General features: G+C 47.6%; 13 protein-coding genes. 11 read left to right on the top strand and 2 right to left on the bottom strand.

From position 1 onward, the window contains the following. Position 1 precedes the first annotated feature (1 nt). The 11 genes from ACOSVP_RS11410 to ACOSVP_RS11360 all read left to right on the top strand — a co-directional run bounded on the left by ACOSVP_RS11410 (position 2) and on the right by ACOSVP_RS11360 (position 15,960). Positions 2-715, top strand: coding sequence for an SDR family NAD(P)-dependent oxidoreductase (locus ACOSVP_RS11410; protein WP_487347633.1), 714 nt, complete (start codon positions 2-4; stop codon positions 713-715). Between the two features lie 166 nt (positions 716-881). Further along, complete coding sequence (locus tag ACOSVP_RS11405) at positions 882-1,583, top strand: GntR family transcriptional regulator (RefSeq protein ID WP_487347632.1); 702 nt, start codon at positions 882-884, stop codon at positions 1,581-1,583. Positions 1,584-1,610: 27 nt separating this feature from the next. Continuing rightward, positions 1,611-2,492 (top strand): methylisocitrate lyase, encoded by an 882-nt coding sequence (gene prpB / locus ACOSVP_RS11400; RefSeq protein ID WP_487347631.1) that lies wholly within the window; start codon positions 1,611-1,613, stop codon positions 2,490-2,492. Between the two features lie 234 nt (positions 2,493-2,726). Beyond that, on the top strand, positions 2,727-3,854 hold the full coding sequence (gene prpC / locus ACOSVP_RS11395; RefSeq protein WP_487347630.1) for a bifunctional 2-methylcitrate synthase/citrate synthase: 1,128 nt from the start codon (positions 2,727-2,729) through the stop codon (positions 3,852-3,854). Positions 3,855-4,308: 454 nt separating this feature from the next. Continuing rightward, positions 4,309-5,793 (top strand): 2-methylcitrate dehydratase, encoded by a 1,485-nt coding sequence (gene prpD / locus ACOSVP_RS11390; protein WP_487347629.1) that lies wholly within the window; start codon positions 4,309-4,311, stop codon positions 5,791-5,793. Between the two features lie 261 nt (positions 5,794-6,054). Continuing rightward, positions 6,055-8,016, top strand: coding sequence for a methyl-accepting chemotaxis protein (locus ACOSVP_RS11385; protein ID WP_487347628.1), 1,962 nt, complete (start codon positions 6,055-6,057; stop codon positions 8,014-8,016). 196 nt (positions 8,017-8,212) lie between these two features. Then, positions 8,213-10,159, top strand: coding sequence for a methyl-accepting chemotaxis protein (locus ACOSVP_RS11380; RefSeq protein WP_487347627.1), 1,947 nt, complete (start codon positions 8,213-8,215; stop codon positions 10,157-10,159). A gap of 96 nt (positions 10,160-10,255) precedes the next feature. Then, positions 10,256-12,277 (top strand): GNAT family N-acetyltransferase, encoded by a 2,022-nt coding sequence (locus tag ACOSVP_RS11375; protein WP_487347626.1) that lies wholly within the window; start codon positions 10,256-10,258, stop codon positions 12,275-12,277. A gap of 242 nt (positions 12,278-12,519) precedes the next feature. Then, on the top strand, positions 12,520-13,512 hold the full coding sequence (locus ACOSVP_RS11370) for a TRAP transporter substrate-binding protein (RefSeq protein WP_487347625.1): 993 nt from the start codon (positions 12,520-12,522) through the stop codon (positions 13,510-13,512). Positions 13,513-13,651: 139 nt separating this feature from the next. Next, positions 13,652-14,329, top strand: coding sequence for a TRAP transporter small permease (locus tag ACOSVP_RS11365; protein WP_487347624.1), 678 nt, complete (start codon positions 13,652-13,654; stop codon positions 14,327-14,329). 17 nt (positions 14,330-14,346) lie between these two features. After that, entirely contained in the window at positions 14,347-15,960 is a 1,614-nt protein-coding gene (locus tag ACOSVP_RS11360; RefSeq protein WP_487347623.1) for a TRAP transporter large permease, read from the top strand. A 68-nt stretch (positions 15,961-16,028) separates the two neighbouring features. Here ACOSVP_RS11360 and ACOSVP_RS11355 read toward each other — a convergent pair whose 3' ends face one another. Both ACOSVP_RS11355 and ACOSVP_RS11350 read right to left on the bottom strand, forming a co-directional pair. Further along, complete coding sequence (locus ACOSVP_RS11355; RefSeq protein WP_487347622.1) at positions 16,029-16,556, bottom strand: hypothetical protein; 528 nt, start codon at positions 16,554-16,556, stop codon at positions 16,029-16,031. Between the two features lie 17 nt (positions 16,557-16,573). Next, the gene (locus ACOSVP_RS11350) at positions 16,574-17,758 is read right to left on the bottom strand and encodes an AAA family ATPase (RefSeq protein WP_487347621.1); all 1,185 of its coding nucleotides are present in this window, start codon (positions 17,756-17,758) and stop codon (positions 16,574-16,576) included. Between the last annotated feature and the right edge of the window lie 7 nt (positions 17,759-17,765).

The following is a 17,765-nucleotide window of genomic DNA, read 5'->3' as shown; positions in this document are numbered from 1 at the left end:
GATGCCCTATTCAGCCATTGTGGTAGGGGCTGGCAGTAAAATTGCCCAAGCCATTATCGAGCAGTTAATCGCCTTAGAGGACTGCCAACAAATTCTCGCCATCAGTCGTGAGCAAGTGTTTGACCATAAAAAAGTCACCGCAATCCATTGCGCTTATGACGAAACCAGTATTGCACGAACCTGTGCAGAGCTAGTGCTGACTTTTCCTGTTGCCAAAGTATTTATCTGCCAAGGCATTTTGCATCAAGGCGAACTTCAACCTGAGCGCAAACTGGAAAACATCAGTGCTGACAATATGCTCAAGGTATTTACCGCCAATACCGTCACCCCGTCTCTTTGGCTGAAATATCTCACCCCTTATTTAAAAAGTAGTGAACCCTGTAAAGTGGCTTTATTTAGTGCCCGAATTGGCAGCATCAGTGATAACCAATTAGGCGGTTGGTATAGCTACCGTGCCTCAAAAGCGGCTCTCAATATGATGGTGCAAACGTTTTCAGTAGAGTTGGCGCGACGAGCCAAGAACGTCAAGCTGCTAGCCTTTCACCCTGGCACCACAGACACACCTCTCTCTGAACCGTTTCAGCGCTCGGTTCCCGAAGGCAAATTGTTTACACCAGAGTTTGTCGCCACGCAGCTGTTAAGCTTATTGGACACATTAGACGTAGATGGAAAAGCTAGCTATATGGACTGGAATCACCAAACAATTGCTTGGTAAATGGTCACCACAAAGGCCCATCCATATTTCAAAATTGTCGACAATTCTGAGTTTAAAAATATTTTTAGACTAAGACCTAAGTCGAATTGTCGACAATCCACCTTGATCTATACTCATTTACACCCTATAACTGGTTTCATTGTAGACAACGAAGTAGGACATGAGCTTGGACAAGGTTACACAAATCAAATCTGCCACCCTAACCGACGACTTAACTCAGCGTTTAACCACTGAGATCGTCGAAGGCGTTTTACCCCTTGGCAGCAAAATCTCAGAACCTGAGTTGGCCAAGCGCTACGGCGTATCACGTGGCCCATTGCGGGAAGCCCTAGTAAAGCTCGAAGCATTAGGCTTGATTACCCGCACCGCCAATGTTGGCGCCCGCGTTATCGATCTAAACATTGAAGACCTGCTAGACACCTATACTTTGCGCGAAGCCATGGAAGGGATGGCGGCGCGCTTAGCAGCCGAACTGATCAGCGAACAAGAAGTCGCTCAGCTTTATAAGCTACTCGACGACCATCAAGCCCACCTTGATGGCAACCAAGATGAGCATTACATCAGCCAATATGGCAACGAAGACTTCCACTTGCGCATCATCCACGCCAGCCAAAACAAAAAGCTGATTCGCGTTTTAACCCAAGATTTATACGCCACGATCCGTATGTATCGTCGCTACACTGCAGATTCACGCCCCGACCCACGTCAGGCACTGCGTGAACACAAAGCCATTTTAGACGCCATCGCCAATCGTGAAGGGGATCTCGCAGAACTGTTAATGCGCCGCCACATTAGTCGCGCCGCCAACCTATTAAAAAAAGCGATGCTGCAAAACAGCATCTCTCAGGGCAATACTGGCCAACCTTAGCCAATAACAATAAAAAGTGAGGATCGTATGACGTTAGCATCACCGGGCGCACGTTTTCGCCAAGCCATAAAAGACCATTCACCGCTGCAAGTCGTTGGTACCGTCAACGCCTACTGCGCCATGATGGCCGAGCAAACAGGGCATCATGCCATTTACTTATCTGGCGGCGGTGTCGCTAACGCATCCTACGGTTTACCCGATTTGGGCATGACGGATCTAAACGATGTTTTAGAAGACGTTCGTCGAATCACAGCGGCAAGCACCTTGCCTCTGCTAGTAGATATCGACACAGGTTTTGGTGGCGCATTCAATATCGCACGCACTATCCAGCAAATGGAAAAAGCGGGGGCCGCAGCCGTGCATATTGAAGACCAAGTTCAACAAAAACGCTGCGGACATCGCCCTAATAAAGCGATCGTCAGCCAAGCGGAAATGGTCGATCGCATCAAAGCCTGTGTCGATGCACGTTATGACGACAACTTTGTCATTATGGCGCGTACCGATGCGCTAGCGGTGGAAGGCATGAACTCTGCCATCGAGCGTGCAGTGGCTTGCGTTGAAGCCGGTGCTGACATGATTTTCCCAGAAGCCATGCTGACCCTTGAGCAATACCGTGAATTCGTGGATGCCGTAAAAGTGCCAGTGCTGGCTAACATCACAGAGTTTGGCGCGACGCCCCTGTTTAGCCGTGAAGAACTGGCCAGTGCGGGGGTCGATCTTGTGCTGTACCCATTAAGCGCCTTCCGCGCCATGAACCAAGCTGCACTTAACGTCTACCAGCACCTTTTAAATGACGGCCACCAACGCAACGTGGTCGACACCATGCAAACGCGCATGGACTTGTACGACTTCTTGAATTACCACGATTACGAACAAAAGCTCGACGCGCTTTTTTCCAAGGATAAATAACCAAATTTAAAATCACCTGAGATTCACAACAGTAACAACCGATGCGGAATTCAATCCGCTCGATATCTCACAAAAGAGATTATTGCAGGGCGTCACGAGCGAAGCCAAGACGAGGCAAAAACAGACGAAAAAGCGGAGTTTATGACTATAAATGAGCATTTTGAGTCTGTTTTTAACAAAGTATTGGCAAGCGCAGTAGCCCTGAAGTCTCGAAAAATAAAAATGGAGATACAAATGGCTAAAGAACTATCAGGCGCGGGCCTTCGTGGCCAAAGCGCAGGGGAAACCGCTCTATGTACCGTTGGTAAAACCGGCTCAGGCCTCACCTATCGCGGTTACGACATCGAAGAGCTGGCAGACAAGGCGTGTTTTGAAGAAGTGGCGCATCTACTTCTGTACGGCAAACTGCCGAACCGAGCAGAGCTGGATCATTACAAAACCAAGCTAATGAGCCTACGCGAATTACCACAACCACTTAAATCGGCCTTGGAATTGATCCCCAAAGACGCGCACCCAATGGATGTGATGCGTACCGGTTGTTCATTCTTAGGTAACCTTGAAACAGAAACTGACTTTAGCCAACAACAAGATGTAGCAGATCGCTTATTAGCCACTTTGCCAGCGATCATCTTGTACTGGTATCGCTTTAGCCACGATGGCGTACGGATCGATACGCTTAATCCATCGGTGAGCAGCTTAGCAGGCCATTTCTTGGCGATGTTGCATAGCGACACGCCAAATCCTTTGCATGAAAAAGTGATGAACGCCTCGCTGATTCTCTACGCTGAGCATGAATTCAATGCGTCCACTTTCACGGCTCGTGTTTGTGCCTCAACCCTATCCGATATGCACTCTTGTATCACCGGTGGCATCGGCAGTCTTCGTGGGCCACTGCATGGCGGTGCCAACGAAGCCGCTATGGATATGATCGAGCCTTGGCAAACACCAGATGAAGCGGAAGACGCCATCATGGGCATGTTGGCCAACAAAGAAAAAATCATGGGCTTTGGCCACGCCATTTACCGCGAGCGCGACCCGCGTAATGACATCATCAAAAAGTGGTCAAAACTGCTGTCAGATGAAGTAGGCGATACCCATCTTTATGCGGTATCAGAGCGTTGTGAAGCAGTGATGTGGCGCGAGAAAAAACTGTTCTGTAACGCCGACTTCTTCCATGCCAGCGCGTACCGTTTTATGGGCATCCCAACCAAATTGTTCACACCTATCTTTGTGTGCTCACGCGTCACCGGCTGGGCCTCCCATGTGATGGAGCAACGTGCCAATAACCGCATTATTCGCCCAAGCGCCGACTACATCGGCCCAGAGAAAGCCACTTGGGTGGATATCGATCAGCGAGATTAATAGGCATTCCAACACTCTACGCAGGGCGCGTAATCATCCCTGATAAAGCGCCCTCTCGCGCCATCCATGGCGCTGGCTTAAGAGTGCTTGGAACACCATCAGCGAAATTGATTGGAACAAGAGATTGCGTGCTTTTAAAGCAGCGTCAGGATGACACGGGAAGTCGTTGGGGCAGGACGCCCCACCCGACCGGCGTAAAAGCATCAAGCTCGAAGTTCAACTGAGTAACAGAATTAACAGACAAGCTGCTTATGCCTTCACAGAAAAGGCTAAGCGCCGAGAAATAGACAACTAAACCTAGTGTTAGAGGCCTTTCAACACTCTACGCCGGGCGCGTAATCATCCCTGATAAAGCGCCCTCTTGCGCCATCCATGGCGCGTGCTTAAGAGTGCTTGAAAGCCCGATTGCAGCCTCTCACCTATGGAAAGAGCCAAAAGAATCAGAGGAACCACCATGAGTGCAAATGTCGATTTAAATAACCGCCCTGAATACGATCAGGTGATCCAAGACATCGCGGATTATGTTTTAAATTTCAAGATTGAAAGCCAAGAAGCTCTCGATACCGCCCGTAACTGTTTGATGGATACCCTAGGTTGTGGCCTGTTAGCGCTTCGCTTCCCAGAATGTACTAAACACCTTGGCCCTATGGTGCAAGGTACGGTGGTGCCAAACGGTGCACGTGTACCGGGTACGTCATTTGCTCTTGATCCTGTAAAAGCCGCTTGGGATATTGGTTGTATTATTCGTTGGCTCGATTACAACGATACTTGGCTGGCAGCAGAATGGGGCCACCCTTCTGATAACCTAGGCGGTATCTTGGCGGTTGCCGATCACTTATCTCAGGTTCGAGTGTCTCGTGGCGAAGCGCCGCTGACCATGCGCGATGTACTAGAAGGCATGGTGATGGCCCACGAGATCCAAGGTGTGATTGCGCTTGAGAACTCCTTTAACCGCGTCGGTCTATGTCACGTGCTTTTGGTTCGTGTCGCTTCCTCAGCGGTAGTTGCCAAAATGATGGGCGGTAATCGTGAGCAAATCATGGCGGCGATTTCTCAAGCCTGGGTCGATGGTTCTGCACTGCGCACTTACCGTCATGCGCCAAATGCGGGGTCACGTAAGTCTTGGGCAGCAGGCGATGCGACGTCACGTGCGGTACGTTTAGCCGATATGTCTTTGCGCGGTGAGATGGGCATTCCAGGTGTATTAACTGCGCCACAATGGGGCTTCTACGATGTGTCTTTCTCGAAAACCAACAAAGACCAGCAGCTAAAATCCCCAGAAGATCGTGCCTTTAAGTTCACCCAAGATTACGGCACCTACGTGATGGAAAACGTGCTGTTTAAGATTTCGTTCCCAGCGGAGTTCCACGCACAAACCGCAGCAGAAGCCGCAGTGACTCTACACCCTCAAGTAAAAGACCGTTTGGATCAAATCGAGAAAATCGTCATTCGTACTCATGAATCGGCGATTCGTATTATCTCGAAAGTCGGTCCACTAGCGAATGCGGCTGACCGCGACCACTGTCTACAATACATGGCCGCTGTACCTTTGGCATTTGGCAACTTGGTGGCAGAACATTATGAAGATGATTTCCACGCCGCCAACCCAATCATTGATGAACTGCGTGAGAAGATGGAAATCGTTGAGGATGAGCGCTTTACCCGTGAATACCTAGAAGCCGACAAACGCTCGATCGCCAATGCCATTCAAGTGTTCTTTAAAGATGGCTCAGCGACAGAAGAAGTCTCCGTGGAATACCCGATCGGCCATCGCCGTCGTCGCGAACAAGGCATTCCACTATTAGAGAAGAAATTCAAAGCCAACTTGGCAACCCGTTTCCCAGCCGCTCGCAGTCAGTATATTTTTGAATTGTGTAAGAACCAATCTGAACTGGAACAAACCGCTGTGCATAAGTTTATGGACCTGTTTGTTATTTAAACCGCACTGGCGACGATTTGATCTAGATCAAATCGTCGCCAGTTAGTTTTTTTACATTAGGTTACAAACTAGCTTTAGAAATCTCTAATGAAAACCAAAAATCAATCAGTTACCTATAAAACATCGTAACAATGTAAGTGTATGTAACCAGTCATGCATTCACTTACACTTTTGCAATAGAAGAGCATACCTCAGGCATATATAACGTCCTGTAATACCTGTAAAAAACTTGGACTCGTTTTACTAAAGGACCTCTTCAAAATGCTGACACGCTTACGCTCATTCTCGTTACCAGCACAGCTGGCTATGGGAGCACTACTGGCAGTAGCGATCATCTTCTCCGTATTGATCGCAGCGATCGATGTTTTATTTAAGAAGCAACTGAGTGATGTCGTCACCGACCATCAGCTCACTGAGATTAAGCTGGTAGCGCATGAACTAGAAACCCAGTATCAAGACATCAATAAATCCCTAAACCGGTCTTCTAACTACATTGATAGCGAGCTGAGCCTATCGATTGAAAAGCAAGGCGACGCTTGGTTGTGGGGCTACACACCACTATCTCAAGCAACTACCCAGCTAAATCGCATTAAAAGCCATGTGCAGGCCGAGATCATCGTTATGGAACGCGCTGCCAGTGGTTATCAAGTCATCGCTTCGACAGCTGACGAGATTCAAGACAGCATCGTGTTACCAGGAAGCAGCTTCTCTGGCAAATTGCACTTAGGTGAACATGATTACATGGCACATGTGCAAACCATGTCTACCCATCCTGATTTGGTGTTTATGATTGCGGTGCCGTTCAACGTCATTTTGCAGGACATTCGTAGCAATCTGAATAATATTACCATTGGCAAACGTGGCTATATCTATGTTGTAGATAATGGTATCAACAAAGGCAAGTTGATTGCACACCCAAGCGAATCGGTTCTAAGTAAAAACGTATTTGAGTTGTTTCCAAGCGCTCGCCCAGCCTTTGAAGCCATGTTTCAAAGTGACACTGGAGTCACTACTTATAGCATTAAGGTGGCAGGACAAGACAGCGCTGCAGAAGAGTCTAAAGTTATTTTCCACAGCGTCGAAGGCTTTGACTGGGTCGTGGCCATTAAGACTTACTCAGCAGAATACAATGAAGAAATTATGACCATTCTGTTCTTTATCATGGGGATCTGTACGGTAGCCGCAGCCACCCTAGCCGTCATTCTATGGCTTTACATCCGTTCTTCCTTACGCCCGTTGCGCGATATTACCAACGGCGTAAAAGAAATTGGTGAAGGCAAACTGAGTTATCGTTTCAAAGATTATGTCAGCGCTGACAGTAAGAACGAAACTCATAAACTGCAATTGTCAGTGCAAAGTATGCGTGACGGTTTGATTGAGCTAATTGAAGCGGTTCAATCCAGCAGTCACCAACTACACACTTCGGCACAGACCATTTCTAATTCCAACGAACAGCTGATTTCCAGCGCCACCAATGGCTCCAATTCTTGCGCTCAAGTCGCAGCAGCCGTGGAACAAATGTCCGCATCGATTGAAGAAGTGGCGCAAAGTTCTACAGAAGTATCGGAACAAACCGTATCCGTAAACGCTACCACTGAGCAAGGCTACCATGCGACCAAGCGTGTGCAAGAAACAGTATCCAGTCTTGCTACCTCATTTGAGAACGCAGCTAAAACCATTCAAGAAGTCGAACTCAGTACAGAAAATATTGGCAGTGTGGTCAATGTGATTAACGAAATCGCCGAGCAAACCAACCTATTAGCCCTAAACGCTGCAATTGAAGCCGCCCGTGCTGGTGAACAAGGTCGCGGCTTTGCCGTAGTAGCAGATGAAGTGCGTGTCCTAGCCCAACGCACCCAACAATCGACCGAAGAAATCAAACAGGTCGTGGAACGCCTGCAATCAGGTAGCCGAGTTGCAGTAAGCACTATGCAGCAAGGTCGAGACCAAGTTGCCAACTGTGTCGAGCAAGCCACTTTTGCCGGTAGTTTACTAAGCGGTATTACGCAATCAATGGATGCCGTATCGCAAGGGATCACCAATGTCGCAGCGTCCACTGAAGAGCAAAGTGTGGTAGCCACACAAATCCGTGGTAACGCGGAGGAACTGCACAGCATTGCGAACCAAACTTTTGCCGAAGCACAAAGCTCTCTTAAAGAAAGCCAGCATATTAACCGCTTAGCAGAAGAGCTAAGACGAAACCTGACGCGTTTTAGTTTATAAGCCCAAAGCCCCTCGATCGAGGGGCTTTTCTCTGCCCCTGCTAGCGCCCAGCGCCCTAGCACACTTTTATTACAAGATAACCAAAAATAAGGAATGAATGAGTTTCACTGCCCATATATTGACCTAAGTTATAGATATTATTGGTTATTTTCTATATAAGAACGATTCTCATAGAAATTATGGATGACCCTTCAAAATGTTCCAAGCCTTGCGCCAAATGCGTCTGCCCAGTCAAATCAGTCTGGGGGCACTGCTATCAATTGTGATCACATTTATCGTGCTCAATCTCATCATCGCCCAGCTAGTAGAAGATAAAATTACCTCGGCTGTCACCGAACACCAAGAAACAGAAGCTAAGCTGGTCGCTAAACAGCTGGAGTCCGAGTACGTTTTAATCAGCCGCTCATTAGATCGTACCGTGCATATGGTCAATGCTGGCTTGAGCGCCCTAGGCTCGCTAGATGAGCTAAGTCCTGAACAATTGACATCCTTTTTAGAAACGTTTGCCGCTGCCAGCAGTGCTGAAGTAGCCCTGCTTAAGTTGCAAGGTAGCCAGTTCACTGTGTTTGACTCTTCAGGCCCAAATATCCCCAAAAACGAGACGTTCACTACCAAAGGAAATTTTGCCACAGCAACCAAGGTCTCTGTTTCTGGCAAAGAATACCTAGCGCAAGCGTTGCCAGTATCAGGTAATTCAGCTTTCTACATCAGCGTGTATGTGCCAATGAGCAACATCTATGGCGTACTACAAAAAACCTTAGGCGGTATCCGCTTTGGTAAACAAGGCTATGTCTATGTGGTTGATTCCGGCGAGCATGAAAATGATATTTTGATCCATCCAACGCTGGTCGGGAAAAACTTTTATGAGCTCTACCCTAACCTGCGTAATGAGTTTGCAAAATTGTTTAGCTCTGAATCAGGTGTTACTTACTACACAGCTTTGATTGCCGGCAAAGACGCCACAGCTCAAGAAACTAAAGCCATCTACCATAGAGTAGATGGCTGGAACTGGGTCGCGGTGGTAAAAACCTACACTGATGAGTACCGCCATGAAGTACTGGCTGTGGTGTGGTTATTAACTGGGATTTGCTCGATTGCCGCCCTAGCACTCACCCTATTTATCTGGTCCTTTATCAGTCGCTCGTTAAGCCCATTAAGCCGTATTGTTACAGGTGTTAAAGAAATTGGTGGCGGTAACCTAACCTACCGCTTCCAAGATTACGTCAGCGCCGAAAGCAAAAACGAAACTCATGTGCTGCAATTGGCAGTACAACGTATGCGTGATGATCTGCTTGGCTTGATTGAAAGTGTTAACCACACCAGCGAACATCTAGTTGACTCGGCTCAGCGCATCTCTGCATCGAACCAACAACTCATTGCCAGCGCAAACCAAAGCACACAAACCAGTATGGAAGTAGCCGCTGCGATCCAGCAGATTTCAGCGTCCACCGAAGAAGTCGCCAACAGCTCTACTGGGGTGTCCGAACAATCGGTGGCTGTAACAGACGTCACCAATAAAGGCTATGCCGCGGTGCACCAAGTCGAGCAAACCGTTGCGAGTCTATCGAGTTCTTTTGAGCGCGCAGCCCATACCATTGAAGATGTACGCGAATCGACTAGCAACATCGGCAACGTGGTTAATGTGATCAACGAAATTGCTGAGCAAACCAACTTATTGGCATTGAATGCAGCGATTGAAGCAGCACGAGCAGGTGAACAAGGTCGTGGCTTTGCCGTGGTCGCGGACGAAGTGCGTGTATTAGCTCAGCGCACCCAGCAATCTACCGAAGAAATTCAAACCGTGGTCAGCCGCCTACAACAAGGCAGCCGTTCCGCTGTGACCACCATGCAGGATGGGCGTGATCAAGTAGAATTAAGTGTCAAACAGGCGGCAGAAGCCGGTGTTTTACTCTCCCAGATTAATCATGCCATGAGCCTGGTTGCAGAAGGCATTTCCTCGGTAGCCGCCGCGACTGAAGAGCAAAGTGTGGCTGCGGTGCAAATCCGTGGCAACGCCGATCACCTACATCAAGCGGCCGAGAGCACCTTAGAAGAAGTACATCATTCGCAGCAACAAAGTGAGCGTATTAGTACGCTGACACGCCAACTGAAAGATAATCTGTCTAAGTTTAGAATCTCTTAACCGGAATGATAGGTTCTTGCCCCAAGCCAGAACCCAGGTATCATGCACAGAAGCCTACTCAATGTAGGCTTCTTTGTTTGAGCTTCAGGAACCATTATGTCTGACTACCTAGTCCCACAGCGCCACTGTGTTATCAGTTATGCCTCTCGTGAAGCGTCACTGACACGCTTTCAACAGCTCTGTGTTGGACTCGATAACAGCTTATTGGTTAGCCACCACGCTCCAGACGCTCTCGATTTAAGCCCAGACAATGCTCTGAAATGCATTAATTTCAATGGTCTACAACGACAGCTTGGCAATAGTTACGATGCAATTCTGTTAGATCTGAGCGCAGGTTTACATCTGTCGGCCTTATCCATTGTCGCGGGCACCTTGCGCGCTGGCGGTATGTTAATACTACACCTTGGCGAGGATTGGCTCGCGCAAAACGATGAAGAGTTAGCGCGTTTTATTCCTTGGCCGTTGCAAAGTCATCAGCTAGAAAGCAGCTATAAACAGCTGTTTTGGCAAGCCCTACACAGAGCAGACTCGCCATTTAGCGATGTCTGGCCCAACACCATCGTGCCTTATATTCCTAGAACAAAAGGCTTAACTAAAGCGCAGCAAGCCTTTATAAGTCAGGTTTTACAACAGCTTAGCAGTAGTCATATTTTGCTGGCCCCGCGCGGGCGAGGAAAATCCTATGCTTTGGCAGAGCTGTTACATCAAGCACAGTTACAAGGCTTACGTTGCGCTTGCACCGCTTCTAGCCCCTTTAACCTCAGTACATTAACTGAGCACTACCAAGAGCTAGCACAGTGTGCAGTGCCCTTTGTTGCGCCCGATGCGTTACTGCAAAACGAGCAAACCTATGATCTTCTTCTGGTCGATGAAGCGGCTAGCGTTCCATTGCCCATGCTAGAAGCCATGCTGGAAAAATCTCCCTGTGTTGTATTTAGCAGCACCGACTATGGCTACGAAGGCTCTGGACGAGGGTTTGGCATTCGCTTTCGACAGCAGCTTAAAACAGCCAAACGCCGCTACCAAGCGCATCAATTATCCGAGCCATTACGCTGGGGGGAAAATGACCCACTGGAACTCTGGCTCGACCAATTACTGTATCAAGACTACCAAGCCGACCTATGTTTAGCGCACACGCCCAGCTATGTTACGGGTGCCCAATGGCTTGAACAGGAGCCCCTGTTAGATCAAGCCTTTGCTTTGTTGGTAAATGCCCACTATCAAACCACCCCAGAAAATAAGAGGTGGCTGGTGGATGATCCCAGTGTCATCACGTTTTGCCAGTATCAAGACAATCGTCTAGTCGGCGTTGCCTTGGTCAGTGTCGAAGGTGAGCTTCCAGAGGCGCTTGCCCTAGAAGTGTTGCAAGGTAAACGTAGACCTCGGGGACACTTATTACCGCAGTCTTTGCTCGCCCATGAAGGGATCGCCGAGGCGGGCCAATATTGTTACTGGCGGGTCAGCCGCATTGCTATCGCCCCCAATTACCAGCGACAAGGCTTGGGTAGCCAACTATTGGCCGAGATTGAACAGCAGGCCAGCGCGCAAGGGGCGGATTTTCTTTGTACCAGTTTCGCGGCGACGCCCGAGGTGGTGAATTTCTGGCAGCAGAATGCCTTTATCTCGGTACGCCTAGGCACAGCACAGGATCAAGCCAGCGGCGCCTATTCACTGATGATGCTGAAAGGTCTAACAGATATAAGTAAAGGACTCAGCCAGCAGTGGTCGTTATGCTTTGCAACAAATTGGCTTGCAACATTACCGCTTAATCTACGTGATCTGTCAGTCGATTTGATGATTGCTATTAGTCGTACTTTGGCGATGGGGGAAAATCCACACATCGCCACATTGAGCGCGAAAGATGTGTCAGATTTGGCCTGTTTTTGTCAGCAACATCGTCCCTACGATTCGATTCGTGCCCAGCTGTTACGCCTTGCATTACATCTGTTATCACGCCATGCACTTCAGCCAAATCGCCCAGAAGACTTGCTATTACTGGGCTGCAGCTTAAATCTTGTCACTGAAGGCAACGCACAAGCTCTCGGTTTAAGTGGTAAAAAGGCCTTTTACCAACATCTTAAAGCCATCATTGCCGACGCGCTTACACAATCAAATTAGTGGGTGGTTTTCCACCCATTCATTTCGCCTCGTGGGCGAAATCCCGCTCACACTTTCAATTCCAACATTAGTTACCAAACTTTCCAAAAACCATAAACCCCTTTAAAAACATATACTTAAATATTTTTCAAATAATTGGCACAGATTGTGTAATAAGTACGGACAGCAACAACCAAATTGCGTTGCCTGTTTGGCCATGCCCAAGCTAACAATAATAAATACTCAAATTTGGAGTCATACAAATGAAAAAAATCAGCCTTGCACTTACTACTGCTGCCCTTGCTTTAACAGCGACTGCTGCCTCTGCGAATTGTGATTCAGGTGAGCGCGTTGTAAAGTTCAGTCACGTAACTGGTGGTACGACTCACCCTAAAGTTGTTGCAGCAAACAACTTTGCTGAGCGCGTAAACAAGGAAATGAATGGCAAACTATGTGTCGAAGTTTTCCCTAACTCAACATTGTTTGGTGATTCCAAAGAGCTTGAAGCTCTACTACTAGGTGACGTACAACTGCTAGCACCTTCCCTATCTAAATTTGGTTCTTACACACCAAAATACGGCGTGTTCGATCTACCGTTCATCTTCCAAGACATGGATGCCGCGATCCGCTTTACCAAAACACCGCAAGGTAAAGAACTACTAACAGAGATGGACGACTACGCAGGTTTCGTGGGTCTAGGTTACTGGATGTCGGGTATGAAGTACTTCTCTGCCGACAAACCATTGATGGTTCCTAGTGATGCCAAAGGCCTAAAATTCCGTGTTCAAACCTCTGATGTGGCGAAACAAATGATCGCAGCGATGGGCGCGTCGCCACAAGCCATGGCATTCTCTGAAGTATACGGCGCGCTACAAACTGGCGTAGTAGACGGTCAAGAAAACACTTGGTCTAACATCTACACGCAAAAATTCTACGAAGTACAAGACAGCATCACGGAAACTAACCACCAATTGCTAGCCTACTTGTTCATGACCTCTTCTGAATTCCTAGAAAGCCTGGGCGATGAAGATCGTGCGCAATTCCTAGCAATCGCTGACGAAGTAACACAAGAAGCCAACGAATCGGTGAAGCAAGCTGAAGCCGCTAACCGTGCCAACATCCTTAAAGCTGGCGGTAAGATCAATACTCTAACACCAGAACAACGCGCTGAGTGGGTGGAAACAATGAAACCTGTTTGGAAGCAGTTTGAGGGTGATATCGGTAAAGACCTAATCGACGCAGCCGCTGGTGCGTAAGCACTACACACCCGAGCAGCAATGCTGGCTCCTTTTCTAGGAGCTAGCTCTTTCGAGCCTTTCACATTGTGTTAACACGCCCGTGAGAATCGGTGTGAAAGGCCTTTTTATGCTGCATTTCGATGTTTAGGAGTCCCCCATGGCATACTGGCCCCATTTATACTTATTAATATTTATTATAGCCCTATGGGTTTTAGAAAAACGTTTTCCAAAATTCATGGAACGATTGGAAGAAAACCTGCTGATTCTTGTGATTTCTTCAATCATGGTTGTTTCATTCGGCCAGGTGATTGCTCGCTACGCCTTTAACACAGGTTGGGTGGCCGCACTTGAGTTCAATACCGTGATGTTCTCATGGCTGATCCTTTTGGGTATGAGCTACGGCATTAAAACCGGTGGGCACCTTGGAGTGGACATTCTGCTCAATGCTGTTCCAAAAAGAACCGCAAAATTCCTTTCTTTATTCGGTGCAGCCTGCGCCTTTTTATACGGCCTAATCCTACTGGATTCTACATGGGTAGCCATGCTCGGCGTTGATGTCAAAGGCGGTGCCATTGAGTACTGGTACAAAATGTGGCGCATTGGTCTTGGTCAAGAAGAACTTCGCTACCCAGCGTTCATGGTGGAAATGTTTGACCTGAAACCACGTGTACACCGTTGGTTAGTACTGGTGATTCTGCCAATCAGTTTGGCGTTATTGTCTTACCGCTCTCTACAAGCTTTCTATGCGATTGCAACAGGCAAGCGTGACATGTTGATCAGTGGTCACGAAGCGCAAGAGCTTGTTGAAGAGAACAAAGGCGCATTAAAAGACTAATTGGTTAGGAGCGTATCGTGGAAGCATTAATTTTATTCGGATTGGTACTGACTCTGCTCTTTATCGGGCTACCAGTTGGTATTTCCTTGGGCTTATCGTCCATCTTATTTATTACCTTTTTCTCCCATGACTCTTTGTCATCGGTGGCAATTTCGTTATTTGGTGCAGGTCAACACTACACCTTGTTGGCGATTCCATTCTTTATTTTGGCGTCGTCATTCATGTCGACCGGTGGTGTGGCAAAGCGTTTGATTAACTTTGCCATTGCTTCAGTCGGCCACTTCCGTGGCGGTCTAGCCATGGCATCGGTATTGGCATGTATGATGTTCGCAGCCTTGTCTGGTTCATCCCCAGCAACCGTAGTAGCCATCGGTACCATTGCCATTGCGGGTATGCGCCAAGTCGGTTACTCAAAAGAGTTCGCCTCAGGCATCATCGCTAACGCAGGTACTCTAGGTATCTTGATCCCACCTTCTATCGTAATGGTGGTATACGCTGCCTCAACAAACGTATCCGTGGGTCGTATGTTCCTAGCGGGCGTTATCCCAGGTCTAATGGCCGGCGGTATGCTGATGCTAGCGATTTACGTCGTGGCTCGCGTTAAAAACCTACCGGCTGAAGAGTGGAAAGGTTTTGGCAACTTTATTCGTGGCGGTAAAGACGCTGGTTGGGGCCTATTCCTAATCGTTATCATCATGGGTGGTATCTACGGTGGTGCTTTCACGCCTACCGAAGCCGCCGTGGTGGCAGCCGTATACTCTATGTTCATCGCGCTGTTCGTTTACCGCGATATGGGACCACTTAAAGGTCAAACATGGACCAATGACAGCGATGCCCCAGCAGCGCGTGTTGGCTTTAACGGTAGCGTGTACGGCGTGTCTTTCTTCCTAGTATGGGAAATCATGTCCTTCTTCGCTTTCTCTGGGAGCGAAACGGTCACAGCAGGTACCCGTGCCATCATCGGTCTAGTGCTAGGTATTCTGCTAGCCCTGTTCTACATCTCTAAACGTGGCGCGAAACTGGAAGACGGTCTAGTAAGCTGCTTTGTTCAAGGTTTGCCAATCTGGGGTCGTAACTTCTCTTTGATGGCGCGAGGTTTCTTCCCAGCACTGTTCGGCGAGGAAACTCGCAAGACCATGCTAGAAGGTACTAAGACCACCATCATGCTGATGTTCATCATCGCTAACGCGCTACTTTTCGCTCACACCTTGTCAGCAGAGCGTATTCCGCAAGCGATCACTGAATGGATGCTAGGGGTTGGTTTCAACTGGTTCACCTTCCTAATTGCTGTCAACGTTCTACTGTTGATCGGTGGTCAGTTTATGGAGCCATCTGGTCTACTAGTCATCGTAGCGCCAGTTGTGTTCCCAATCGCAATGGAGTTGGGCGTAGACCCAATTCACCTAGGTATCATCATGGTGGTGAACATGGAGATCGGTATGATCACGCCACCGATTGGTCTGAACCTGTTCGTGACCTCGGGGATCACAGGTATGAGCTTGGCGCGCGTGGTAAAAGCGGCGATGCCATTCGTAGCCGTACTGTTCGTGTTCTTGATCCTAGTAACTTACATTCCTGCACTATCGACTGCACTACCATACGCGATTATGGGGCCAGAGATCGTACAGTAACCGTTTAATGACAGCCCTCTTGTCATTCTTTAGGCGCTCCTCGGAGCGCCTTTTTTATGCTTGATAGCCTACGCCTTAATTGCATCACGCACAGATACTACCGACTGATTTCTCGTTTGCTCCAATACTATGAGAGTAAATAGATCTGCGTAGGCCTTGGGATCAGTATGACTTCCACTTAACTTGGGGTGTAGTCGTCGCTTTAAATTTTGGCTGGTTTCATGGGCATTTACACGCTCCCCTAAAACATCTAACAGAGCACCTTCCAAACACTGAGGGCTCCACAGAATTATCTCAAAACCTGCTTTTGAAGCTTCTTTATCTTTTGCTTGAGTGGGCGGTAGATCAGAGTCTAAAACGAGTAACTTTCTAGAGTACGGCTTATTACCATATGTCCTAATTGAGTTGGTAATAATCACATCAGCTGATCCACCATCACCAGCTTCAATCTTGGGGCCTTTAAATCCGAGTTCACGCTTTTGAAATAAGCTCTTCATATAGCTTATAAATGCTTTGTCATCAGGGCCTTCTCCGACTATCAAAAGGGTCGTATCGCTTGCGCTTCTTGCTGCGCGTTTTTGTTTACCTTTGGCCATTTTTCGCTTCCTGCGTTTTACAAGTCAGGCACTGCGCCCAACGCACCAACCATATACTTAGCGTATAAATTATCATCCGATCGGACATTTTGCATTTCGTCCAACCTCCAAGCCTCACTGACCTGGTCGACTTTCTCTACTAAGTAGATTTGATGCTTTTGTAAACGATCCAACACCTCTGGAGAATGACAAGTAAATATCAACTGAGCTTGCTTGGGATTGGTATGTTCGAACCTAAACCAATCCATTAAAACAGGTACTAAATGAGGATGTAAGTCATTATCCAGCTCATCGATTACTGCTATCCCTCCCTGTTGTAACGTCTTAATAATTGGCTCTAACAACACAAAGGCAGATTGCGTTCCACTGGACTCCTCGAAGAAAGGAAGCTCAAACTCTTTGCCATCATCAGTCAGATGCTTCCCAAAGGGGATATAAATTTGTTTCTCTTTACCTGTCTCATCACGAACAACTCCGGACTGAACCGCCACACTACTGATTCCTAAGTCAAATTGACTTATAGCTTGTGACATTCTCTCACTATGTTCTGGCATTTTATGAAACCTTTCAGCCGCATCTAATAAAGCACCATGTTGATAATGACGACGTCCAGTACTCATAACATTAGTCTCGATTCGCTCAAAAAAATCTATAAATAGCCGAGCTTCGGGGACATCATTATTATACGCAGCTCCAATGAGAGATGTATTAGGGCGAATTTTTTCAGCAGTAGACTTTGAAAGCGAAAAGCCTTTTTGACTAAACTGATAGCCAGTTTTAGACAGCTGACGTTTAAATAGATAACTGAATTTACTACTTGTTTTAACGAAAAGACCTTCAAACTGAACCTCATTTGGGGTAATAGTCAGTTGGTATCGATAGTCTCTGTTATCAACAGCAAAATCCAACTCAAAACTAGTAGGTTTGTCGCTGTACAGAGCATGAGGAGCACAAGGAATCTTGTCGTCTGGTGAACTGTTAAGAAAAGAGTCCGTTATAAACCAGCTTAAAAATGCCAAAGGTTTCAAAAGTTGAGTCTTACCCGAACCATTTGCACCAAGAATAGCAATTGCTTTATTGAATCGCTCTTCACCAATGCTTACGTCGTAACCTGATGGCGTAGGCTTCTTACCAAGACTGAAATCAATAGTCGTCTCTTCTGCAAAGCTGTAGAAGTTTTCAAACGTGAGACTCTTAATCATATAAACC

Source organism: Marinomonas sp. HM11-D, from assembly GCF_057626615.1.
Note: the sequence above shows the minus strand (reverse complement) of the source record. Positions and strands in the feature narration are given on the sequence as shown.